Annotated in this window: 15 protein-coding genes and 1 pseudogene; 5 read left to right on the top strand and 11 right to left on the bottom strand. The window is 63.4% G+C overall.

Features of this window, described 5'->3' with window-relative positions; translation table 11 throughout:
• Positions 1-45 precede the first annotated feature (45 nt).
• Positions 46-1,410: a hypothetical protein gene (locus tag JFC13_RS04670; RefSeq protein WP_198395935.1), complete on the top strand. Its 1,365-nt coding sequence runs from the start codon at positions 46-48 to the stop codon at positions 1,408-1,410.
• A gap of 109 nt (positions 1,411-1,519) precedes the next feature.
• Here the strand turns inward: JFC13_RS04670 and JFC13_RS04665 are convergent, their stop codons facing one another.
• The 4 genes from JFC13_RS04665 to dnaK form a co-directional block, all read right to left on the bottom strand.
• Entirely contained in the window at positions 1,520-1,957 is a 438-nt protein-coding gene (locus tag JFC13_RS04665) for a heat shock protein transcriptional repressor HspR (protein ID WP_198395934.1), read from the bottom strand.
• Between the two features lie 14 nt (positions 1,958-1,971).
• Positions 1,972-2,994 carry a DnaJ C-terminal domain-containing protein gene (locus JFC13_RS04660; protein WP_198395933.1) on the bottom strand — a complete coding sequence of 341 codons (1,023 nt, stop codon included), beginning with the start codon at positions 2,992-2,994 and terminating at the stop codon, positions 1,972-1,974.
• 145 nt (positions 2,995-3,139) lie between these two features.
• The gene (locus JFC13_RS04655; protein ID WP_198395932.1) at positions 3,140-3,859 is read right to left on the bottom strand and encodes a nucleotide exchange factor GrpE; all 720 of its coding nucleotides are present in this window, start codon (positions 3,857-3,859) and stop codon (positions 3,140-3,142) included.
• On the bottom strand, positions 3,859-5,721 hold the full coding sequence (gene dnaK, locus JFC13_RS04650) for a molecular chaperone DnaK (protein ID WP_198395931.1): 1,863 nt from the start codon (positions 5,719-5,721) through the stop codon (positions 3,859-3,861). Before dnaK ends, JFC13_RS04655 begins: the two co-directional genes overlap by 1 nt.
• Positions 5,722-6,171: 450 nt before the next feature.
• On the opposite strand from dnaK, the gene JFC13_RS04645 reads away from it, so the two are divergent.
• Entirely contained in the window at positions 6,172-7,575 is a 1,404-nt protein-coding gene (locus JFC13_RS04645) for an MFS transporter (protein WP_198395930.1), read from the top strand.
• A gap of 174 nt (positions 7,576-7,749) precedes the next feature.
• Positions 7,750-10,239 (top strand): excinuclease ABC subunit UvrA, encoded by a 2,490-nt coding sequence (locus tag JFC13_RS04640; protein ID WP_198395929.1) that lies wholly within the window; start codon positions 7,750-7,752, stop codon positions 10,237-10,239.
• Between the two features lie 84 nt (positions 10,240-10,323).
• Here JFC13_RS04640 and JFC13_RS04635 read toward each other — a convergent pair whose 3' ends face one another.
• Together JFC13_RS04635 and JFC13_RS04630 are read right to left on the bottom strand one after the other, a co-directional pair.
• Entirely contained in the window at positions 10,324-11,592 is a 1,269-nt protein-coding gene (locus tag JFC13_RS04635; RefSeq protein WP_198395928.1) for an alpha-hydroxy acid oxidase, read from the bottom strand.
• Positions 11,593-11,654: 62 nt separating this feature from the next.
• Positions 11,655-13,346 carry an L-lactate permease gene (locus tag JFC13_RS04630; protein WP_198395927.1) on the bottom strand — a complete coding sequence of 564 codons (1,692 nt, stop codon included), beginning with the start codon at positions 13,344-13,346 and terminating at the stop codon, positions 11,655-11,657.
• 215 nt (positions 13,347-13,561) lie between these two features.
• Here JFC13_RS04630 and JFC13_RS04625 point away from each other — a divergent pair, with 215 nt between their 5' ends.
• Positions 13,562-14,368, top strand: a complete 807-nt coding sequence (locus JFC13_RS04625; RefSeq protein WP_198395926.1) for a FadR/GntR family transcriptional regulator — start codon at positions 13,562-13,564, stop codon at positions 14,366-14,368.
• Positions 14,369-14,404: 36 nt separating this feature from the next.
• Here the strand turns inward: JFC13_RS04625 and aztD are convergent, their stop codons facing one another.
• The 4 genes and pseudogenes from aztD to aztB all read right to left on the bottom strand — a co-directional run bounded on the left by aztD (position 14,405) and on the right by aztB (position 18,754).
• Entirely contained in the window at positions 14,405-15,655 is a 1,251-nt protein-coding gene (gene aztD / locus JFC13_RS04620; protein WP_198395925.1) for a zinc metallochaperone AztD, read from the bottom strand.
• An 82-nt stretch (positions 15,656-15,737) separates the two neighbouring features.
• Complete coding sequence (gene aztC / locus JFC13_RS04615) at positions 15,738-16,661, bottom strand: zinc ABC transporter substrate-binding protein AztC (RefSeq protein WP_198395924.1); 924 nt, start codon at positions 16,659-16,661, stop codon at positions 15,738-15,740.
• Complete coding sequence (locus JFC13_RS04610) at positions 16,661-17,893, bottom strand: NHL repeat-containing protein (protein ID WP_198395923.1); 1,233 nt, start codon at positions 17,891-17,893, stop codon at positions 16,661-16,663. Before JFC13_RS04610 ends, aztC begins: the two co-directional genes overlap by 1 nt.
• Positions 17,894-17,902: 9 nt before the next feature.
• Positions 17,903-18,754: pseudogene (gene aztB, locus JFC13_RS19270) on the bottom strand (zinc ABC transporter permease AztB).
• A 29-nt stretch (positions 18,755-18,783) separates the two neighbouring features.
• On the opposite strand from aztB, the gene aztA reads away from it, so the two are divergent.
• Positions 18,784-19,416 carry a zinc ABC transporter ATP-binding protein AztA gene (aztA, locus tag JFC13_RS04595; RefSeq protein WP_198395921.1) on the top strand — a complete coding sequence of 211 codons (633 nt, stop codon included), beginning with the start codon at positions 18,784-18,786 and terminating at the stop codon, positions 19,414-19,416.
• Positions 19,417-19,477: 61 nt separating this feature from the next.
• Here aztA and JFC13_RS04590 read toward each other — a convergent pair whose 3' ends face one another.
• Positions 19,478-23,158, bottom strand: a complete 3,681-nt coding sequence (locus tag JFC13_RS04590) for an efflux RND transporter permease subunit (RefSeq protein ID WP_332839330.1) — start codon at positions 23,156-23,158, stop codon at positions 19,478-19,480.
• Between the last annotated feature and the right edge of the window lie 144 nt (positions 23,159-23,302).

The following is a 23,302-nucleotide window of genomic DNA, read 5'->3' as shown; positions in this document are numbered from 1 at the left end:
TACCTGCGTAGGAAGTCATCCTCAGTTGCTCAGACGAAGGACATCATGAACAAGCTTGCACTCGCCCCCGCAGTGGCCCTGGCCATCACCGGCCTCGCCGCATCCCCCGTAATGGCTGCACCCACGGCCCCCACCCAGGTTGACACCCAGCCTGCTTCGAAGAACGGCGCCCTTCAGAAAGCCGGCGTTTCCAGCCAGACTGCGGTGAAGGCCGAGGCAGGAGACATCGCAGTCTCGGCCGACAGCGTCACAATCGAAGAATTCGCCGAAAATGGTGTCGGCATTGCAGGCACGGGCCTCACCGCGGACACCGAATATGCTCTCGCTGTCACACCCGCTGAGGGACAGGCCGTCAGCCCATATGAAACGCCGGTCACCACTGACGCCAACGGCGCGTTTGACACGGCAGTTGCAGGCGTCGGCGAAGCGAACCCTGCGTTCGTCGGCAAATACAACGTGACAATCACAAATCCCGAAGATGCCGAAGACACCGCTTCGACTTCCTTCGAAGTCACCGGAGACGACGAAAAGCCCGAAGAGCCAGAGGCTCCCGAGGTCGACCCGAAGGTCACTCTCAACACCGAGAAGATCTCGGCCTCCGACTTCGAGAAGGATGGCCTCGAGGTCACCGGTGAAGGCTTCACCCCCGGAAGCACAGTCAACGTGATGGGGAACGCAACTCAGTCGCCCTTCTTCCAGGACGAGGTCAAGGCCGACGAAGACGGCAAGATCAGCACCACGGTCGAAGCGCCCGAAGACGGTCTCGAGCCCGGCAACTACTCGGTCTCCGCAGTCGATGCTGAGTCCGAAGAAGTGTCGAACTTCGCCAAATTCACCGTTACCGAAGACGAGACCGAAGAGCCGAAGCCGACCACCCCGGCCGCTGAAGCCACGCTGACCGTCTCGCCAGAGACCATCGAAGCCGCTGACTTCGTCGTGGAGAACAAGGGCGTCACCCTGGCAGTCGAGAACTGTGAGCCCGGCACGGACGTTCACTACGTAGTCACCCCTGAGGGCAACTCGAACGTCACCGCCTACGACAACACCGTCAAAGCCGACGACGAGGGCAAGGCCTCCGTCAACGTCTACGGAACCTCTGCCGATGATGCTTCGGCCTACCTCGGCGACTACGACGTCAGCGTCACCTGCGGCGACGACGAGATGACCGGGGCCTTCACCGTCAGCGATGACGCCAACGCCGGTGGCAGCGACGGCAATGAAGACGGAAACGAAGACGGCGGCAATGGCGGAGGCGATGACGGCAACGGAAACGGTGGCGGCGACCTGCCTCGCACCGGTACCGAACTGACCGGCCTCGTCGGCGGAGCTGCCCTCCTCCTCATCGGCGGAGCCGCAGTCACCATGACCATGCGTCGCAAGAAGGTTGCTCAGGATCCTTCAGAGATCTGATCCCAGTACCTGAACCGGAGTCAGAATCCGGACATGACGAAGGGGCGATTCCGGCTGGAATCGCCCCTTCGTCATGTCGTGATCTGGTTGAGAGCGGCGGGCAGTCAGTTCACCTGCGCCGGAACCTGTTGTAGAGAACCATTGCGCCCGGTTCGGGCCGTCCCTGCGGACGTCTGCCGCGCGCAATCGAGACGACATCACCCGCGGAGCCAGCAGCGAAGACGCGTGCTTCGCGTTCCTTCGCAGACATCCGAGACCTGACTTCGGTCTCGAGCTCCTCGTTCCGGGATTTGAGGGCATCGACCTGGTTCTGCAGATCAATGATCTTCTTGATGCCCACCAGGTTCACGCCCTCGTCCTGCGAGAGCTGCTGGATCAGCCGTAGTTTGGCAATGTCTCGCCCCGAGTACCGCCGGCCTCTGCCGGCGGTACGTTCTGGGATGACGAGACCTAGACGGTCATACTGTCGCAGCGTCTGCGGGTGCATTCCTGCCAGGTCCGCCGCCACCGAAATGACGTACACCGCTGCACTGGTCGATATGTGCATCGTGCTTCACCACCTCAACTGGCCTTCGCTTTGTCGAGCAGTCCGTCCCGTGGATCCTCGTCCTCGGTCGCGGCCTTGAACGATTCGACAGCTGCTTTGGCGTCCTTCGACAGGTTCTGCGGGACGACGATCTCTGCGGTCACCAGCAGGTCGCCGGTGCCCTTCTTCGACTTCACGCCCTTACCGCGCAGACGCATGGTGCGTCCCGATGGTGTGCCTGGAGCGATCTTCATCGTCACCGGCATTCCGTCGAGCGTCGGCACCTTGACCTCGGCGCCCAGGGCGGCCTCGTCGAAGCTCACCGGCAGGTCCATCCGCAGATTGTCACCATCACGGGTGAACACGGGGTGCGGCTTGACCTTGATCGTGAGAATCACGTCGCCGGTCTCGCCGCCGTTGGGGCTGGCCTTGCCCTTGCCTGCCAGTCGGATCTTCTGCCCGTCCTTGACGCCGATCGGCGTCCGCACGGTCAGAGGCTTCCCGCCCGGCATGTTCAGCTTCACCGAGGCGCCGTTGATGGCTTCCGTGAAGGACAGAGTGGTGTTGGACTTGATGTCCCCGCCCTTGACCGGTGGCGAATATCCGCCTCCGAAACCACCTCCGCCGTAGCCGCCTGAACCGCCGAAGCCGTTGAGGAGGTCCGCCAGGTCAGGAGGTACGTCTCCCCCGCCTCCGCCGTAGGGCGAGCGGGTCCGTGTCCGTCCGCCTCCGCCGAAGAGGTCGGAGAATACGTCATCGAATCCGCCGCTGGCACCGCCCCCAGGTCCGCCGGAACCGGTGAACCTGGCGCCGCCGCCCATGGCGCGGACCTGATCGTACTGTTCGCGGGATTCCTTGTCAGAGAGCACCTGATGGGCCTGGCCGAGCTCTTTGAACTTGTCTTCAGCCTTGGAATCACCGGGATTGGCATCCGGGTGATACTTGCGCGCCAGCTTGCGATAGGCCTTTTTGATCTCTGCGTCGGAAGCATCTTTGGAGACGCCGAGGGTCTTGTAGAAGTCCTTTTCGAACCAATCATTCTGAGGACCGGTATTCACCTGGCACCTCCTTCCATGTCTTCTTCATCAGTGTATTCAATTGTCTCCTCACAATCCGCAACCCCGGGATCTTGATCCCGGATGATCCGGACCGCCGCCGAGGTGGTTCCACGTTGGCGGGACCACCTCGGCGAGGGTGTGGTTCTCAGTCTTCCGGCTGCTGCACGCCGACGCGCGCGGCACGGATGATGCGCTCACCCATGCGGTAGCCCGGCTGCATGACCAGGAAGACGGTCGGAGTCTCAACGTCGTCCGAAGGCTGCTGCATGAGTGCCTCATGCAGTCGCGGATCGAACTCGTCGCCGACCTCGCCGTACTGCTCGACGCCGAACTTGTTCAGCGAGTCGATCAGCTTGTTCACGTGGGTCTCGAAAGGCCCGGTGACGTCGCCGTTCTCCTGCGCCAGGCGCACCTCGTCGAGCACGGGGATCAGGGCTTCAACAGCCTTGATCGTGCCACCGGTTGCTGCCCGCTCGCGTTCGCGATCGGCCCGCATCCGGTAGGCGGCGTACTCGGCGTTGATGCGCTTGAGGTCGGCCAGGTGCGCTGCGGCCTCAGTTCCCGGTGCGGGTTCGGCGGCCTCTTCGCCCTGTGCTGCCTCGGTATCGTTCAACGTCGAAGCATCGGCTGGAATGTCGACGCCGAGGTCACTGGCATCGGCCAGATTCTCATCGGCATCCTGGACGCCCTCGGCGCCTTCGGCACCAGCGGCGTCGTTCGCGGCATTCGCCTCACCAGCCTCCGCCGAGGCCGACGCTGCGTCGGCCTCGGGGCGGAGCTCGCCGGTGTCCGGGTCAATCCGGCGCTTGTCGCTGAAGGTGAAGCCTGGCTCCTCGGACGACGGATCGTTGCCCTCGGCAGTCATTACTTCTTCTCCTCGTCCTCTTCATCGACAACCTCAGCGTCGACGACATCGTCATCGGCACTTGCATCGGCATCGCCTGCTGCCTCTTCACCAGCGGCGCCTTCGGCACCCGGCTGGTTGTAGATGGCTTCGCCGATCTTCTGCTGGTTGGCGACGAGCTTGTCGTAGGCCGTCTTCACGGCGTCGTCGTCTTCACCCTTGAGCGCTTCCTTGAGAGCCTCAACGTCCGAGTTGATCTCGGTCTTGACCTCTTCGGGCAGCTTGTCCTCGTTGTCGGTGATGAGCTTCTCGGTCTGGTAGGCGAGGTTCTCCGCATTGTTGCGAGTGTCAGCGGCCTCACGGCGCTTCTTGTCCTCGTCTGCGTGCTCCTCGGCTTCCTTGACCATGCGGTCGATGTCTTCCTTCGGCAGTGCGGAACCGCCGGTGATCGTCATCGACTGCTCGGTGCCGGTGCCCTTGTCGGTGGCCGACACGTGCACGATGCCGTTGGCGTCGATGTCGAAGGCGACCTCGATCTGCGGCACGCCGCGAGGTGCCGGAGCGATGCCGGTCAGTTCGAAGGTGCCCAGGTTCTTGTTATCGCGAGTGAACTCACGCTCACCCTGGAAGACCTGGATCGACACGGAGGGCTGGTTGTCCTCGGCCGTGGTGAAGGTTTCCGAGCGCTTGGTCGGGATCGGGGTGTTGCGCTCGATGAGCTTGGTCATCACGCCGCCCTTGGTCTCGAGTCCGAGCGACAGCGGGGTGACGTCGATGAGCAGAACGTCCTTGCGTTCGCCCACGAGGACACCGGCCTGCACGGCTGCGCCGATCGCGACGACCTCATCGGGGTTGACGCCCTTGTTGGGCTCCTTGCCTCCGGTGAGTTCAGTGACGACGGCGGAGACGCCTGGCATACGGGTCGAACCGCCGACGAGGACGACGTGGTCGATCTCGGAGACGGACACGCCTGCGTCCTTCATGACTGCGTGGAACGGAGCCTTGGTGCGCTCGAGGAGGTCCTTGGTCAGGTCCTCGAACTTCGCGCGGGTCAGGGTCTCATCCAAGTGGATGGGTCCGTTCTCGCTCATCGACAGGTACTGCAGCGAGATGTTGGTGCTGGTGGCCGAGGAGAGTTCCTTCTTGGCCTGCTCCGAAGCTTCCTTCAGACGCTGGATTGCGGTCGCGTCCTTGCTCAGGTCGACGCCGTATCCGTTCTTGACCTCACCGACGAGCCAGTCGACGATGCGCTGATCCCAGTCGTCGCCGCCGAGGCGGTTGTCGCCCGAGGTCGCACGGACCTGAATCGTGGAGAAGTCGTCTTCGTCCTTGCCGACTTCGAGCAGGGAGACGTCGAAGGTACCGCCACCGAGGTCGAAGACGAGAATGGTCTCGTCTTCCTTGCCGCGCTCGAGACCATAGGCCAGCGCTGCAGCGGTGGGCTCGTTGATGATGCGCGAGACATTGAGTCCTGCGATCTCACCGGCATCCTTCGTGGCCTGACGCTCGGCGTCATTGAAGTATGCCGGGACGGTGATGACTGCGTCGGTGACGTCTTCCTGCAGGTATTCCTCAGCGTCGTGCTTGAGCTTCTGCAGGATACGAGCCGAAACCTCAGGGGCCGACATCTTCTTGCCGCCGATTTCGGTGGACCAGTCGGTGCCCATGTGGCGCTTGACCGAGGCGACGGTGTTCTTGATGTTGGTGACGGCCTGGCGCTTGGCGATTTCGCCGACCAGGGAGTCGCCGTTCTTGTTGACAGCAACGACGGAGGGGGTCGTGCGACCGCCTTCCGCGTTTGCGATGACCTTAGGGTCACCGCCTTCGAGGACTGTGACGACGGAGTTCGTGGTTCCGAGGTCGATTCCAACTGCACGTGCCATAACGTTGTCTCCTTACATATCGTGAGTGATCTCGACTCGAATGTGTGCGATCGGGCGGATCCACCACCGGGCTTCCACAGCATTTCCTGCCGCGGGGACGAGCGATGGACCCACTCGACCGCACACATTGAGCCAACTGCACTCAAGTATTATCTTCGTGATCCGAGCAGTCAAGCTCGGCATCATGAAAGTTGCGTACACTAGACTCAACTTTGCGGAGCGAGGGTTTATTCCGCGGGGGAGAAAAAGTTTTTGCGACCGCTTGCAGGTTCCATCGATGATGGCATCGAGTCGACCGCGAGCATTCTTATCAGCGGCGACAAAGCACTGATTTCCTCACCCGATGGGCGATTCCGTTCGGAATCGCGAGGGTCCTTCCACGATAGGGTCATTGCTCAGGGTTTATGCGACGATCGGAAAGCAGCAAGGATCATCACGGAGAGGACACCGGTGGCAGACGGCGACTTCCTCCTTCGCCGCCCGTGGGTTCTCGTGATCGTATTGACGTGTGTCGCGACGAGCACCGCGTTCATGCAGACCCTGGTCGTTCCGATCCAGAACCATCTTCCTGAGCTTCTCGATGCTCCGCGGAGTGCCACCGCGTGGGTACTGACCATTGCTCTGCTGGTCGCAGCCGTCACGACTCCGATCTCGGGGCGTCTGGGCGATATCCTCGGAATGCGCAGGGTCATGATTGCACTGCTTGCGATGATGACTCTTGGCTCCCTGATAGCTGCACTGTCAGGCGAACTGACCTGGCTGCTCGTCGGACGGGCACTCCAAGGCGTGAGCATGGGAGCCACAGCTGTCGGCATTTCGATGATGAGTCTGGTCGATAACCGCAAGATCCGCATCGCTGGCATCAGCATCATCAGCTCCAGCATGGGCTTCGGGGGCGCGATCGGTCTGCCACTCGCCGCGTGGATCGCTGAGATCGGAGATTGGAAGCTTCTCTTCTGGGCGACGGCTGTCCTTGGAACCATCAATCTCATCGCTGTCCTCTTCGTTGTGCCCAGCACCGATCGCCTTCGGCAACGCTTCGACTGGCTTGAGGCGTTGATGCTCTCTGCCGGGTTGGGTGGGATTCTGGTGGCGGTTTCCCAAGGTCCGGTGTGGGGGTGGTCTTCGCTGGCGACGCTTGGACTCGGCGGAACGGGGATCGTTGTGCTCTTCGTCTGGGGCCTGCACGAGTTGGGCACCCGCAACCCGCTGATCGATCTGCGCATCATGTCGAAGTTCCCGCTGCTGATGGTCAGTCTGGGTTCAATCGCTCTCGGCTTCGCCTTCTTCGTCCAAGAGGTTTCGTTCCTGCAGATTCTCGAACTGCCGGTTCGCACCGAAGCAGGCTTAGGTCTGAGTATCCTGTGGGCGAGCATGGCCTTGGTGCCCTGCTCCTTGGCGATGATGGCCGTCGCGCCCCTCGCTGCAACCATGACCGATCGTTTCGGAGCTCGTGTGACTGCGGTTTTGGGTTCGGTGATCTCTATGGTCGGATACCTCATCTCCGTGGTCTGGCACGCCGAAGTTTGGCAGCTCATCATCGCCAGTGTGTTCGCCTTGGCAGGGGTGGCGATAGGGTATGCGGCCATTCCCACTCTGGTCATGGCCGAGGTGCCCTACTCGATGACTGGTTCCGCGATCGGTGTCAATGCTCTGATGCGCAGTGTGGGAACGAGCTCGGGTGCAACTGTGACGGGAATGGTGCTGGCGGTGCAGCTGGAGTCATCGGCAGGATTCGCGGCGCCGAGCCCGGGTGGGTTCGTTGTGACCTTTTGGCTGGGCTTCGTCGCCGCGGCGCTGGCCGCTGTGTTGTTTTGGATCTCTGGTCGGCGACGGCCGGGAGTGCTGCTGTAATAGACGATGGTTTCCGTCTGAGCACAGCTGGGTATCGCTACAAGATAACGAGACATGACATGTCCAGCTCCCCGTCACCGGCAGGGATGCAGGAGACGCTGACGGTAAGCGCAGTCGATGTGGGCAAGTACCGTCTCGGTCGCGCTCATTTCGTTGCGCGAGGACAATGGAGCCATGAGCAATCACCAGGTGGTCGAGGTTCGAGGCGCCCGCGTGCACAATCTGGCGAACATCGATGTCGACATTCCCTTGGGCAGACTCGTCGGCATCGCCGGCGTCTCCGGTTCGGGCAAGTCGTCCCTGGCCATGGGAGTCCTGTACGCGGAAGGCTCTCGGCGCTATATCGAAGCCCTGTCCACATACACTCGCCGCCGGATGAGCCAAGCGCCGCGTGCCGACGTCGACCGGGTCAGTCACGTGCCTGCCGCACTGGCTCTGCGACAGCGTCCGGGGATCCCCGGCGTCAGGTCGACCTTCGGCACGTCCACTGAACTGCTCAACGTCGTCCGGCTCATGTTCTCGCGCCTGGCATCACATGTCTGCCCGAACGGCCACCGGCAGGAACCGACACTCAATGTTGCGGCAGAGGAGCCGTTCGCCTGCCCGTCCTGTGGAGCAGATGTCGAGGCTCCAGGAGCGGAGGAGCTGGCCTTCAATTCGGTCGGAGCCTGCCCATCATGTGACGGCACTGGCATCGTGCGCGAGGTCGACGATGCTTCTCTCATCCGCGATGAGGACATGAGCATCGACGATGGAACGGTGATTCCCTGGCAGATGTTCGGCTTCAACGTCCAACCGCAGATCGCACGCGAATTCGGCGTCCGCACGGACATCCCTTGGAAGGAGTTGAGCGCCGAGGAGAAGACCATCGTCTTCGATGGCCCGGAAGAGAAGAAGCACATCGCCGTGACCTCGAAGAAGGGGCTGCACGAGCTCGACTTCACCTTCCGCAATGCGCGACTGACCGTGAGCGAGGAGCTCAAACGCGCCACGGATGAGAAACGACTGTATCGGGTGAGCCGGTTCCTCACCGAACACACCTGTACCACGTGCCACGGCACCCGGCTCGCACCTGCGGCGTTGCTGCCGAAGATCGGCGATCTCAATCTCGCCGATGTCACCGCCATGACCCTGAGTGAACTCGCCGATTGGGCCGGCACTGTCGCCGGCACCGTGCCGAAGACGATGCGCTCCATGTCCGAGGCACTGACCGGCACACTCGGGCACATGTCGAAGCGACTGCTCGACCTCGGCCTGAGCTACCTGTCGCTCGATCGTGCCGGATCAACACTGTCCACCGGCGAGCGCCAACGCGTGCAGCTGGCTCGAGCCGTACGAAACGAGACCACCGGGGTCCTCTATGTCCTCGACGAGCCCTCGATCGGCCTCCATCCCTCGAACATCCGCGGGCTCCAAGGGGTCATCTCCGACCTGCTCGAAGAGGGCAACTCCGTTGTCATGGTCGACCACGACCCGCTCGTGCTGCGTGACTGTGATCATCTCATCGAGATCGGCCCCGGCTCCGGCAACGACGGCGGGACGGTCGTCGCCACCGGAACGGTAAGCAGCCTCGGCGACAATCCGAATTCTCTTATCGGTGGGTTCCTCACCGGAAGAGAAGAAAGCCTTGTCCGCACCTCTGCGGCACCCGATCAGGTCTTCGACAAGGGGACGATCAGGCTGCGCACCTCCCCCATCCACACCGTGCATGCGCTCGACGTCACGATCCCTCGGGGACGGATCACCGCTGTCACCGGAGTGTCCGGATCCGGGAAGAGCACGCTGGTTCTCGACAGCCTCGTTCCCGCACTCCGCGCAACGGATCAAGCCCGTCCGCCCTCGCACGTCGCCTCGATCGAGGGCGCCGCAATCGAGAAGGCCAGCGTCGTCGACGCCACCCCGATCGGGGTCAATGTCCGCTCGACCGTCGCCACATACTCGGGCATCCTCGATGAGCTCCGGCGTGCCTACGCCAAACTCGACTCGTCGAAGTCTGTCGGTCTGAGCGCCCGGGACTTCTCCTACAACACAGGTTCTCTGCGGTGCCCACGCTGCGAGGGCACCGGTGAGATCACCCTCGACGTGCAGTTCCTCCCCGACGTCGACATCGCCTGCCCCGACTGCGAGGGCCGACGCTACGGTCCCGACGCCGAGGTTCATCGTCGTCCCGGTGCTGACGGTGAAATTGCGCTGCCCGAGCTGATGGCCATGACCGTCGCCGAGGCCGCCGAGCACGTTGCCGACCTGAGGAAGGTCACCACACGGCTGCAGGCACTGCAGGAGGTGGGGCTGGGATATCTCACCCTCGGCGAGGCGACTCCGGCCCTGTCCGGCGGTGAAGCGCAGCGTCTGCGTCTCGTCTCAGAACTCGATCGGACGCAGACTGGCACCCTGTTCGTCTTCGACGAGCCCACCATCGGGCTCCACCCTTTGGACGTACGAGTGCTCATCGGCGTCCTGCAGCGACTCGTCGATCAGGGAGGCACCGTCGTCGTCATCGAACACGACCTCGATGTCATCGCCAACTCCGACCATGTCATCGACATGGGCCCTGGTGGCGGAGTGGACGGCGGTCGCATCGTGGTAGCCGGCACTCCGAACCAGGTTGCCGATGACAAGGACAGCGTCACGGGACGGTATCTGGCGAAGGAGGCGTCCCCCTGACCAGCATTGGCGGGTGAGCTGGCAGCAGTCTCCGAGGTGAAGACCGCTGCCGGCTCAGGAAGACCTCTGCCGCTCAGACAGCAGTCACACGGACTTCGTATCCGGGTCCGCACCGTCCAGCTGACCATCCCGGCTGAACCTGCGCAGCTGGGTCACATGGCCCGGGTTGAGCTCGGCGACGTTTGAGACCTGCAGCAGCTTCATCGTCCGCTCAACCTGCTCGATGAGGATCGCGATCGTGCGATCGACGCCTTCCCTGCCACCGGCCATGAGCCCGTAGAGGTAGGCCCGGCCGATGAGTGTGAAGTCCGCACCCAGGGCCATGGCCGCGACGATGTCGGCACCATCGCGGATTCCCGTGTCGACGATGATCTCGAGGTCCTTGCCGACTTCCTTCACGACAGATGGCAACAGCTCGAAGGGAACCGGAGCGCGGTCGAGCTGTCGCCCGCCATGGTTCGAGAGCACAATGGCATCGACGCCGAGATCGGCGAGCTTCCTGGCATCGGCAACAGTCTGGACGCCCTTGATCGCCAGCTTGCCTGGCCACATCTTTCGGATCGTGGCCAAGTCGTCGAAGTCGATCGATGGGTCCATGGCCGAGTTGAGCAGCTCGCCGACCGTACCGCCGGTCTCGGACAGGGATGCGAACTGCAGCTTCTCCGTCGTCAGGAAGTCCCACCACCACCAGGGCCTGGGGATGGCGTTGAGAACTGTCTTGGGCGAGAGCTGCGGCGGGATGGAGAACCCGTTGCGACTGTCCCTGATCCGGGCACCCGCGATCGGAGTGTCCACGGTGAAGAAGAGCGTGTCATAGCCTGCCGCAGCCGCCCGCTCGACCAGACCGTAGGAGATCTCCCGCTGGCGCATAACGTAGAGCTGGAACCAGTTGCGCCCATTCGGGTTGACCTTCTTCACGTCCTCGATCGAGGTCGTGCCCAAGGTGGACAGGGTGAATGGAATGCCTGCCGCGCCGGCAGCGGAGGCTCCGGCGGTCTCGCCTTCGGTCTGCATCAGCCGGGTGAACCCCGTGGGCGCAATGCCGAAGGGCATTGCCGAGCTGCCGCCAAGGATCTGCGTCGTCGTATCGACCTGCGAGACATCGTTGAGGATGGAGGGGTGGAACTCGATGTCCTGGAAGGCCTGCACGGAGCGCTCCATCGAGATCTCCCCCTCCGCTGCGCCGTCTGTGTAGTCGAACGCGGCAGCAGGAGTGCGTCGCTTGGCTATCTGGCGCAGATCCTCGATCGTGAACGCCGATTCAAGACGGCGCTTCCGGGAGTCGAGCTCGAACTTCTTGAACTTCATCAGCTCGAAGATCTCGGACGGATTGGGCAATTGCCTCTTGACCATGGGTGGGGTCTCTTTCTCTTCAGTTCGTATTCTTCAGGGTTCAGTCTTCAGCTCGCTGGGCCTCACGCCCCGCCGGGAACCATCCAGGACAGAACGGTCGACTGCAGGCCGACGAGCAGGCACATGACGACGAGCATGCCCAGCGACCACCAGATGACGCGGCGGAAGATCGAGGCTTCCTGGCCGAGGAGTCCGACTGCTGTAGCTGCGATGGTGAGGTTCTGCGGGCTGATCATCTTGCCCACGACTCCACCGGAGCTGTTGGCTGCCACCAACAGAACGGGATCGATTCCGGCCTTCGTCGCGGCAGTCTGCTGCAGCGTCGCGAAAAGTGCGTTGGCACTGGTGTCAGAACCGGTCACTGCTGTGCCGAGCCAGCCGAGGATTGGTGAGAGGAAGGCGAACAGCGCCCCGGTTCCAGCGATCCAGGTGCCGATTGTGATCGTCTGTCCTGACAGATTCATGACGTAGGCCAGTGCCAGGACAAGTCCGACGGTGAGAATGGAGAATCGCATTTTGACGACGTTGTCGACGAAGACCTGGACTGCGTCCTTGGCGGTCATCTTGTACACGATGGCGACGATTATGCCTGAGACCAGCAGCATCGTGCCCGGTGATGACAACCATTGGAAGTTGTAGACCGTGCTCGTCGACAGCTCCCCTGCGGCGGTCATGATGTTCCCGTCCAGTCCCGGCCAAGGAATTTTGACATCGGTACTGGCCAGCCACTTGTCGATGACTGGGATCAGCTTGGCACCGGAGAAGATGACGATGACGATGAGGTAGGGAAAGAGCGCCATGAACACGCGCTTACCGGTCAGAGGTGCCGCCTTCGTGTCCACGGAGGTTGCCACGGCTGCGGCTGCTCCACCGGCATCGGGCGCGCTGGCCTTCTCCCGACTGCGTTCGTCAGCCATCTTATCCAGGGCGTCCTGGCCGCCGACGGGCTTCCAGAACTGGAGCATGATCACTGCAGCGGCAAGGCCCATGAGCGAGGCAATGATGTCGGTCATTTCGACCGAGAGATAGTTCGCGGAGACGAACTGTGCTGCTCCGAACACGATCCCGACGACCAGAGCAAGTGGCCACAGCTGACGCAGTCCTCGCTTGCCGTCAACGAGGAAGATGAGGAACAGCGGCACGACGGCAGCCAGCAATGGAGTCTGGTGACCGACCATGGCACCGATCTCCTTGTAGTCGATCCCGGTGAGGTTGCCGGCGGTGATGATCGGGATGGCGATCGCACCGAAGGCGACCGGAGCGGTGTTGGCCACCAGCACGACGACTGCTGCACGCATGGCGGTGAAGCCGACTGCGATGAGCATGACACCGGTGATGGCAACCGGGGCACCGAATCCGGCAAGGGCTTCGAGCAGTCCGCCGAAGCAGAAGGCGACCAGGATCGCCTGCACGCGAGGATCATCAGAGATGACGTTGATGACCAATCTGAGGTCTTCGAAGTGTCCCGACTTCACCGTCAGTTCGTAGAGCCAGATGGCGGTGATGACGATCCACATGATCGGAAACAGCCCGAAGGCGAATCCCTGGCTGGCTGAGAGGCCAGCCAGCCCGACCGGCATGCCGTAGACGAAGATGGCAACGATCAGGGCGACGACGACTGCCGCCAGTCCGGCCCAGTGGGCCTTCCATTTCAGGAACCCGAGGGTGACGAAGATGGTCAGCAGCGGCAGCAGCGCAACCAGCGATGACCACAGGAGGCTGTCTGCAAGTGGGGCGATTTCAGGAGTGTACATATTTTCTCCTGCACGGCCGGTGCTCGACTACAGCGTCTGCGTTTCGACGTTGAACGCGCCCGAACATGCATACTCGATGGGTTTCAGTATGTCCTTTGTGTGGTCAGACCACTAAAGTGAGTGTAGGACCGAATGTGATCCAGGTCAAGGTTCTGCCCCCGATGAGGCAGGGTCCCACTCATGGGATGATGGCGAGGTGCGAAAAGTGAGTACTCATGACCAGTGAATCAGTCAGCAAGGACGACGACACCGCCGCAGGTCACACCGTCAATGCGCCTCAGGGACCGAGCTGGAAGCCGGTTGCCCGATCGAGCACCCACGAGCTCGTCATCAATGCGATCGAGGAGCAGATCACCTCCGGGTCCCTCACCGTCGGCGATCCGCTCCCGTCGGAACGTGAGCTGGCCGCCAAACTTCAGGTCAGTCGCGCGGCGGTGCGTGAGGCGCTGCGCGTCATGGAGTCCCTCGGCGTCGTCGTGTCGAACGTCGGCTCCGGCAAGTCGGCCGGCACCTTCATCGCCTCCATGCCCAAGGAGGCCCTGACTCGGTTCCTGCGCCTGCATGTGGCCCTGGCGAACTTCAGCATCGAGGAGGCCATCGAAACGCGCATCCAACTCGAGCGCTCAAGCACCGCCCTGGCGACCGGACGGGTCCACGACGACGCCTTGGCCGGCATGAATGCCTCACTGGCGATCATGGACACACCGGGCGTGAGCTTGGAGACCTTCAATGATGCCGATACCGCCTTCCATGTGGCCATCGCCCATGCCTCGGAGAATCAGCTGCTCTCAGATCTCACGGAGGCCATCCGCGGCTCTCTGCGTCGGCCCATCCTCGATGCCTTCCACGAGGTCGACGATCCGCGCGCTCTGATGGCGCAGCTGCAGGAGGAACATCATGCGATCATGCAGGCGATCGTCGACCGCGACACCGATCACGCGGTGCAGCTGACCGAAGACCATATCCGATCAGCCACCGCCGCCCTGCCGCGCCTGACGCAGAGCCGGCAGGAGCGCGGCTGAGCGCAGGGCCGACAGGAGCGCGGATGGGCGCGGGCGTCAGCCGGTCACACCGGTGACTTCGTTGCTGGCGTGGGGCAGTTCGGCGCTCTTCTCAACTTCGCCGGTGGCCAGATCCACGATGTGGAGCTGACTCTTGTCAGGTTCGGAGACGTAGGCCTTCTCCCCCTGCACGAAGAGCGTCGGCCGGGGCTGCTGCCAGTCGACAGGTTCCTTCCATGCTTCGGTGACCGGGTGTGAGTCGGTGATCGTGCCGGACTCCGGGTCGATGACGTTGAGCTTGCCGTCGGTGCCGAGCACAAGTGCCTCACCCTCGGGTCCGCGGGCCAGGGAACGGAAGCTGTACGAGGAGTCGAGGTCGACGAGCTTCATCGTCCCGGTCTCCGTGTTCGTCAGGGTGACCTTCTCCGGACGTTCGAGTTCGGCATCCTCGTCGACCTTGTAGTCGCCGAGCACGACCGGCGAGTCATCGGATCCTGCCTGATTGCCGATCCGACCATAGCTGTCCGGGGAGTCGACCTTCGTGAACTTCCCGTCCTTGTAGTAGAGGATTCCATCCTCACAGCCGACGGCGATCGCCTCGTCCTGGGCAGCGGCCTCCCCGTGGACGCCCGGGCAGTCCTCATTGCGGGCGATCTCATTTCCTTCGGCATCAACGACCTTCGCCCCCGAGCGCTCCTCTTCGTTGCCGATGGTGTGCAGCACGTTGCCGTTCTCCAACTGCACCGCCACACCGTGGTGTGCCTCCTCTGCCTCTTTGACTTCGGGTTCGGGTGCGCCGTCACGGAAGGCGTCGGTGTCGAAGATCTGCATACGCCCGTCGCCGTCGCCGAAGAGCACTGTCGAACCGCCGTGGCGCACGACGTGACCTGGGGTATCGGTTTCGTATACCCTGTCGGTCAGCTGCGGTGAGCCGGCAAAGCTGTGGGTATGGTCGCCGTGCTCTTCGGTCCAGACTCCAGCATCGAAGAGCTGGAATCCGTTCGCTACCGACACCATCGCATGACGTCCGTCGCCGACTGGATTCACTCGGTTGAAGCCCTCGAGCTTCGTGTCGTCGATGACCTCGAGGGTCCTCGCGTTCAGGGTGAGGATGCCGCCGTCATAGGTGGTGATCAGCCGTGGCTGCGTCTCCTCGACCTGTTCGGCATCCGAGGGCTCCGCTGTGTCTGCCTGCTCGCCGCTGTCGGGGTCGGCCTCAGCACCGGTGCCGCCGCATCCGCTCAGCAGGAGGGCGGTGACGGCCGCGCTCGCAGCCAGTGGGGCGATCAGGGTTCGTTGTGTTCTCATTCTTCTCTCTTCCCTATTTCCATGATGGTGTGTCCGTGATCTGTGGTGGTGCGAGGCTGTGTGCCTCGCGGAGAAGCGCTCGTCAGCGGGGCACGAGTCCGTCTGCGATGGCCTGCGCGTTGGTTCGCTGCATGTCGATGTAGGTTCTGGCCTCCCCGTCGGCTTCGGTCAGCGATTCCGAGAACAGCGGTGTCACTTCGACATCGAGGTCGACTTCATCAGACAGTGCCTCGGCGAGCTTCTGCGGCTGCGAGGAGTCCGCGAAGATCGTGGGCACGCCAGCATCCTCGACCGTGCGGGCAAGCTCTTCGAGGTCGGCTGCCGAGGGTGAGGCCAGTGTGGTTCCGCTTGGCAGCACCGCCCCGATGACCTCGAAGTCGAAGCGCTTCGCGAAGTAGCCGAACACGTGATGGTTCGTCACGAGCTTCCGGTTCTCGGCAGGGATCGACTCGGCGATCTCTTCGATTTCGGCATCGAGGTCGTCAAGCTGCCCCCGATACGAGGTCACGGACGGTTCGATCGCCTCGGCGAGGTCATCACCGACCTCCTCCCCCAGCGCCGAGGTGATGACATCGACGGCGGCGACCATCCGCGCGGGATCGGTCCAGAAGTGCGGGTCGGGCGTCCCCGCACTGCCGCCCGAGGTGTACGCAAGGGGATCGATGTGCTCACCGACCTCAAGGACGCGCACCCCTTCGCTGCGCGCGTTGTCGAGGTTCGCCGACAACCCCTCTTCAAGCCCCAGTCCGTTGCCGATGATGAGATCGGCATCCTCCATTGCTCCGGCTTCCTTCGCCGAGATGCCGAAGGAATGCGGATCGGAGTTCGGCTTCATCAGCACCGTGACCGCCGCGTGGTCTCCGACGAGGCTGTGCACGACATCGCCGAGGATGTTCGTCGTCACCACGATCGACGGCTCATCGTGTCCTTCCGCGCAGGCGGTCAGTGATCCGAGCGTGGCCAGCGTGAGCGCCACTGCTGCGAGGTGGTGCCGTCGTGTACCCATCACCGCCCCGTCACCGCCAGGCTTGCGGGTGCCCCGCCGAGGTCGAAGCTGCGCGCCTCACGCAGGCCATCGGCCGGGTCAAGTTCGAGCACTGTTCCCGAGGCAGGGTCGCTGACATAGGTGCGTTCGCTGTCCACGGCCACCGAGGGTCCGGCTCCGTGGCCCTGACTCTTCGCGTCGAAGGGTGCGATGAGCTTCTTCGTCGTCAGCACCTTCCCGGTCTCCGGGTCCAGCGAATAGATGGTCCCGTCTTCGTCCAGGGCCACGACCGCGGAATCGTCGGGGGCGATGCCGGCGGAGACCACCTCGGCGTCGGTGTCGGCGAACGTCCACTCGTCCGTCGTCGCATCGAGGATCCCGATTCCACCATCATCGAAGGGGGTCGCGGCGAGGTCTCGTCCGACCTCCACGGACCACGTGCGCTCATCTGTGTCCTCGGGGTAGGGCAGCACCTCGGCGTCGAAGTCCTCGTCGACCCTGATCACGCCGTCGGCGCAGGCGAAGACCAGTCCGTCACGAGTGACGCCGGTGCCGTGGATCTCGTCGCATCTCGCATCGATCGGCGAGGCCTGGCCCTTGTCGTCGTAGACGGTGAGTTCGGAGGGGAGATCCTCGGCCTTGTCTCCTGGAAGTGTGGACACGAAGTGGTCTTCGAAGGGGATCGTCACTCCGTGGTGGGCGCCCGGTTTCACGGTGCCGAGCTGGTTGAGTTCGCCGTCGCCGAGTGCGCTCCGGTCATAGATCTTCGCTCGGCCCTCGCCGTCGAAGAAGAAGGCCACCTCTGTCGGCGTCGAGACGACGTGCGCGGGGTCTGCACCGTCGATCTCACCGATGGTCTTCGGCTCGGCCTTGTAGTAGTGCCTGTGGTCGCCGTGGTCGACCGTCCATGCCCCCGTGTCGACGGCCGTGACCGTTCCGGCTTCACCATCGCCGAGGTAGAGGTATCGGGAATCTGCTCCCGACAGGGTCGTCGCCGGTGAGCCTTCGACCGTCTCCACGACGTCCTCGGTGAGCAGGTCGACGACCGAGACTGCGCCGGTGTTCGCATCGCTGACGGCCAGGCGCAGCTGCGGCTCATCGGCCTCCTCCGCGCCTTCGACATATCCGTGGGGAGCCGTCGACTGGCTGGGACTTCCGGCCCCGTTGGCCGATTGCTGTCCCTGGCACCCGGTGAGGGCGAGCAGTGCGATCAGTGCCGCGCTCGGCGCGGCGAATCCTGTTGTCCTCGTCATGAGATCTTTCTATTGATAATGGTTCTCATTATGCTGAGAATATCGTAGCGCACTTCTCACCCGCCTCGTAACGAGCACTGCGAAGAAGACGAGGACGGTGAGCAGCGCAATGGTCGCGCCGGCAGATGTCTGGGCATACCAGCTCACAAGCAGCCCCAAGAAGCACGCGCTCGCACCGATCACCGAGGCGGCCGCCATGATCACCTCGACGCGGTCGAACAGGAGGCAGGCTGTGGCCGGGGGTCCGATGAGGAGCCCGAAGACGAGGAGCGTGCCGACGACCTGGAACGATGCGACGACCGCCAGGGCCGTGAGCATGAGCATCGCAATATGGGTCCAGCCGGGCCGCAGGCCCAGAGTTGCCGCCTTGCGCTCGTCGAAGGCGAGCGCGAGGAACGGTCAGTGAAGGAGAGTGCAGGCCAGCACGCCTAGGCAGGCTGCGACGGCGAGGACGATCAGGTCGTGACCGCGGACACCGAGCACGTCACCGAACAGGAAGCCTGTGAGGTCGACGGCAAAGGATTGGGAATGGGACACGATGACCACGCCGACGGCCAGCATTCCGACGAAGAGCAGTCCGATGCCGACATCCTGGGACAGCTTCGATTCGCGAGACACCCAAGTGATCCCGGCCGCCATCACCAGGGCACTGGCCGCTGCGCCGATCATGAGGTGACCACCGAGGAGCGCCGCGATTGCGACTCCCGGCAGCATCCCGTGCGACATCGCGTCCCCGAAGAAGGCCAGGCCGCGCAGGACGACCCAGGTGCCGATGCACCCGCACAGCACCGCGGCGAGCACACCGGCGATGAGGGCGCGGAGGACGAAGGACACCTCGAAGGGCGCGAATAGGAATTCCATTCGATGATGATAACCATTATTGTTAGAGCGTGGACAATCCGATCACCATCACCAACCTCAGCGCTCACTATGGTGCGCATCTCGCCCTCGACCAGATCACCCTGGCCGCGCCCTTGGGCCGAGTCACGGCACTCGTCGGCGCCAACGGCTCAGGCAAGTCAACGGTGCTCATGGCACTGGCAGGCCTGCTCAGACCGACACATGGATCGATATCCGGCCTGCCGTCCAATGTGGCTTTCGTGCCTCAGCGCAGTTCTGCTCCGGACCACCTTCCGATCACCGTCAGACAGGTCGTGGCCATGGGCAGATGGAGCGCACGGGGCCTCTTCGCCCGCCTCGGCAGTGATGATCAGCGGATCGTCGACGACTGCCTCGCCCAGCTTCGCATCGACGACCTCGCCTCGCGTCGCCTCGGTTCACTTTCCGGGGGTCAGCGTCAGCGTGCCCTGGTGGCTCAAGGTCTGGCACAACGCGCGGACCTGCTGCTCCTTGACGAACCTCTGGCCGGAATCGATGCTCGCGCGACCGAGGACATCACCATGGCCATCGACTCCGAGCGCAGCCGCGGCACCACGATCGTCATGGCCACGCACGAGCGCACCCAGGCAGCCCGGGCTGACCACGTCGTCCATCTGCGCCAGGGTGCGCTCGCGTTTCGGTGAGCACTCGCCAGAACTCGATCACCAGAACTCCCGCGCCGGTGAACCGTCGCCGCACGGAACCTCACTCATCTACGGGACGGGCGGCCACCTCGGCGGTCTCTTCATCGATTCTGTGCTGATCGGCCTCATGCTTAGCCTCCGCCTTCGCCTCTTTGTGTTCCGCCCGGCGCTCCTTGCGCCGCTCGACAAGGAGGTAGAGGGCGGGCACGAGGATCAGGGTCAGCACGGTCGAGGAGGTGAGGCCGCCGATGACGACGATCGCCAAGGGCTGGGAGATGAAGACTCCCCCACCGGTGAGTCCCAGTGACATGGGCACGAGGGCGAAGACCGTGGCAGCGGCAGTCATCAGGATCGGGCGCAGACGCAGTCGGGTGCCGTGGATGATCGCGTCCCACAGCCCCATCCCGTGCTCGCGCAGCTTGTTGACGAGGTCGATGAGCACGATCGCGTTGGTCACCACGATGCCGATGAGCATGAGGAGGCCGATGAGCGAGGGGATGCCCAGCGGTGTGCCGGTCAGCAGCAACAGCAGCACGGCACCGGTCGCGGCGAAGGGAATCGACACGAGCAGGATGAGCGGCTGAACGAAGCTGCGGAAGGTCGCGATCATGACGAGGAAGACCAGCGCGATCGCCACGAGCATGGCCCATCCGAGCTGGGCGAAGGAGTCGGCATGCTCCTGGCTCGCACCTCCGACGTCGAAGCTCACGCCATCGGGCAGATCCATGCTCGAGGTCAGTTCCTGTGCCTTCGCGGAGACCGGGTTGAGCTGTCCTTCGGCAGGGGTGGCGAACACTGTGACCTGACGGTTGCCGTCCTCCCGGGTGACGGTGGCGGGGGTTTCGGTCTCGTCGACGCTGGCGATCTCATCGACCGTGATCGGGTCGCCCTTGATGTCGGGGATCGCCGCCTGTTCGTCGGCGAGGTCCTGCTCCTCAGCCTGGCTCTCCTCCTGCTCGCGCTGGCTGTCGACGAGGTCGTCGATCGCGTCGTTGGCCTCGTTCAGGCCCTTCTCTGCCTGCTCGACGCCTTCTTCTGCCTGCTCCACCTGGTCGGCGGCCATATCGCCGGGGCTCGGAGCCGGCGGTGGATTCTGGGCATCGCGCAGGGCCTTCCGGGCTTCTTCGAGCTGATCGGCGGCGTTTTCGCGGGCCTCCCGGGCGGATTCGAGCTGATCGGCTGATTCCTCTTCGGCCTTGGCCTTGGCTTCCTCGGCTCTGCGGTCGGTCTTCTCTTCGACTGCGTCGGTCGCGTCTTCCTGGGCATTCTGCGTCTGCACCTCGGTGACCGGAAGCTCCAACGCTCGGATCTCGCCTGGAGTCGCATCGGGGTGGGTCGGGGCGAGGAAGATATCTCGCTCCTTGCCCTCCAGCGTCAGAGTTCCTGCTTCACTTCCGTGCAGGGCTGCCGCAATGGCCTGCCCCACCTCGGCCTGGCTGTAGCCGTAGTCCGCGGCCTTCTCCCGGTTCACATCGACGTGGATGATCGGCTGATCGGAGGCGAGGTCATTGCGGGCGTTCGTCACGCCCTCGGTCTCACTCATCTTCTTCGTCACGGAATCGGCTGCCTCGCCCAGCGCTGACAGATCAGAGCCGGAGAGTTTGATCTCCACATCCTCATTCGCACTGCCTGAGGCGTCTTGGAGATCGATCTCGCCGACCTCGTCGCCGAGTCCGTCGATCTGGTTCGACAGCCGGTTCGTTGCGATCTCCGCTTCGGAATCGTCCTTCAGGGTGATGTTGAAGGAGTTCTCGGAACCGGTTTCGGGTCCGTTGACGGTCGTCGAGTAGGTGTCGACGTCCGGGTCGGAGGCGAGGACGTCTTCGATCTTCTTCGCCGCCTCATCACTGGCCTCGAGCGAGGACCCGGCTGGCAGAGTCTGCGCGATGTAGAGAGAGTTCTGCCCTGCGGCCCCGAGGAGGTCGGTCTTGAGGAAGCTGGCCATCATCATCGTCACGGCGAAGATCGCCACGGAGATGACGATCGTGCGCCATGGGTGTCGAAGTGCGGCCAGGATAGCTGGCAGGCTTCGCTGCTGCAGACGGTCGACCCTGTCCGAGGCCTCTCCGTCGCCGGGCATCGGCGTCACCGGAGCATCGGCAGTCGCCGCCGGGAGCAGCGTCTTGCCCTTGGCGTCGCGTTTGGCATTCTTCCCGTCGATCTTCGACTGTCGTTTCTCTGCGCGCTTGATGCCCTTCTCCCGATGTTTCCGGGCCCACGCCTCATAGCTTGCGTCGGTGGCAGCCTGGCGCTTCGGGGAAAGGGGCTTCGGGCTCTTCCGCAGGACCCAGTAGCTGAAGACCGGAACGATTGTCAGCGCGACAAGGAGCGAGCCGAGCAGAGCCAGTGTCACGGTCACGGAGAATGGTCGGAACAGCTGCCCGGCGATGCCGTCGACGAAGGCGATGGGCAGGAACACGGCCACAGTGGTCAGGGTCGAGGCCGTGATGGCGCCGGCCACCTGCTTGACAGAGGCGACGATGTCATCGATCGTCAGGTCGCTCGTGCCCTGCCGTCTGCGGATGTTCTCGATGACGACGATGGAGTCATCGACGACACGGCCGACGGCGATGGTCAGGGCTCCCAGGGTCAAGATGTTCAAGGTGTATTCGCCGACCATGAGACCGATCATCGCGATCAGCAGCGACATCGGGATCGAGATCGCGGCGACCACGGTGGACCGGAAGGAGCCGAGGAAGGCCAGGATCACGAGGATCGCGAAGAACAGTCCCAGCCCGCCTTCGACCGACAGGTCATGGATCGACTTCTCGATCTCGGGAGCCTGGTCGAAGATCGTGGAGAAGGAAATGTCGTCGCCGAGTTCGGGTCCCATCCTCTCGAGGACCTCATTGACTCCGTGGGAGACCTCAACGACATTGTCATCCTGGCCCTTGGTCACCGACACCGTCACGGCGTCCTTGCCATCGGCACGCGAGTACGAGGTCTTATCCACGGAATCGAGTTCGACATCAGCGACGTCGCCTAGCAGGACCGTACCGTCAGCGGTGCGCAGCGGGGTCTTCTCGATCTCCTTGACGGCGTCCAGTTCGGTACCGACCTCCACGGACAGTGATTTGTCCCCCTGTGCGCTCTGACCTGCGGGGACGACGGTTCCGGCGGCCGTGAGTTCGTCCGGCACCGAGGTGGTGACGACGTTCTTATCGTTGACGTCGTCGGGACGGAAGCTGATGTTGACTCGCTGCTCGTTCTGCCCGGCCACGTCGACGCTGGAGACGCCCGCGACGCTTTGGAGCTCGGGGACGAGTTCAGTCTCAACGAGATCGCCGAGCTTCTGCGAGTCCTCGCCCCCGGAGACGGCGAACATGACCACCGGAACGTCGTCGATCTGCTGGGAGAGCACCTCCGCCTCGGCGCCGTCGGGAAGGTCTGCCTTCGCAGAGTCGACGGCGGAGCGCACAGAGTCCGTCATCTCCTCGGCATCCTTGCCGAAGGGCCAGGTGACGTCGGCCGACATCGACCCCGCCGAGGAGGTTGTGCTCACCGTCTCGAGGTCGCCGACCCCTTCGAGCGCGGTTTCGATCGGTTTGGTCACCGATTCCTCGACGACCTCGGGTGAGGCTCCCGGAACCGTGACCTGCACCGAGGTGCCTGGCAGCTCGACCGAGGGCATCGTCTCCTGGTTGAGCGAGGTGGTCGCAATGACGCCGAAAACGGCGATCACAAGGGTGAGCAGGCCGACGATGAGGCGGTTCTTCAGACTCATCCTGGTGATCAGGGACACGGGTTCCTCCGGGTTTTGGGCATGCGGGAGCTGCGGATGGGCGATCAGGTGACTTTGTGGAGCGGTGCGTTGGTGGCGCGGTGTGCCGGCGATCGGTGCGACGGCGGGGATGGTCCGGGCGAGGGTGGAACGAGTTCAGTCTTT

This window comes from Brevibacterium antiquum (assembly GCF_016107655.1).
Classification (GTDB): Bacteria; Actinomycetota; Actinomycetes; order Actinomycetales; family Brevibacteriaceae; genus Brevibacterium; species Brevibacterium antiquum.
Note: the sequence above shows the minus strand (reverse complement) of the source record. Positions and strands in the feature narration are given on the sequence as shown.

Excerpts from the sequence above, each read along its gene's own strand:
- JFC13_RS04670 (WP_198395935.1), top strand. The coding sequence starts at position 46 with ATGAACAAGCTTGCACTCGCCCCCGCAGTGGCCCTGGCCATCACCGGC.
- JFC13_RS04665 (WP_198395934.1), bottom strand. The coding sequence starts at position 1,957 with ATGCACATATCGACCAGTGCAGCGGTGTACGTCATTTCGGTGGCGGCG.
- JFC13_RS04655 (WP_198395932.1), bottom strand. The coding sequence starts at position 3,859 with ATGACTGCCGAGGGCAACGATCCGTCGTCCGAGGAGCCAGGCTTCACC.
- dnaK (WP_198395931.1), bottom strand. The coding sequence starts at position 5,721 with ATGGCACGTGCAGTTGGAATCGACCTCGGAACCACGAACTCCGTCGTC.
- JFC13_RS04640 (WP_198395929.1), top strand. The coding sequence starts at position 7,750 with ATGAGCAATCACCAGGTGGTCGAGGTTCGAGGCGCCCGCGTGCACAAT.
- JFC13_RS04635 (WP_198395928.1), bottom strand. The coding sequence starts at position 11,592 with ATGGTCAAGAGGCAATTGCCCAATCCGTCCGAGATCTTCGAGCTGATG.
- JFC13_RS04630 (WP_198395927.1), bottom strand. The coding sequence starts at position 13,346 with ATGTACACTCCTGAAATCGCCCCACTTGCAGACAGCCTCCTGTGGTCA.
- JFC13_RS04625 (WP_198395926.1), top strand. The coding sequence starts at position 13,562 with ATGACCAGTGAATCAGTCAGCAAGGACGACGACACCGCCGCAGGTCAC.
- aztD (WP_198395925.1), bottom strand. The coding sequence starts at position 15,655 with ATGAGAACACAACGAACCCTGATCGCCCCACTGGCTGCGAGCGCGGCC.
- aztC (WP_198395924.1), bottom strand. The coding sequence starts at position 16,661 with ATGGGTACACGACGGCACCACCTCGCAGCAGTGGCGCTCACGCTGGCC.
- JFC13_RS04610 (WP_198395923.1), bottom strand. The coding sequence starts at position 17,893 with ATGACGAGGACAACAGGATTCGCCGCGCCGAGCGCGGCACTGATCGCA.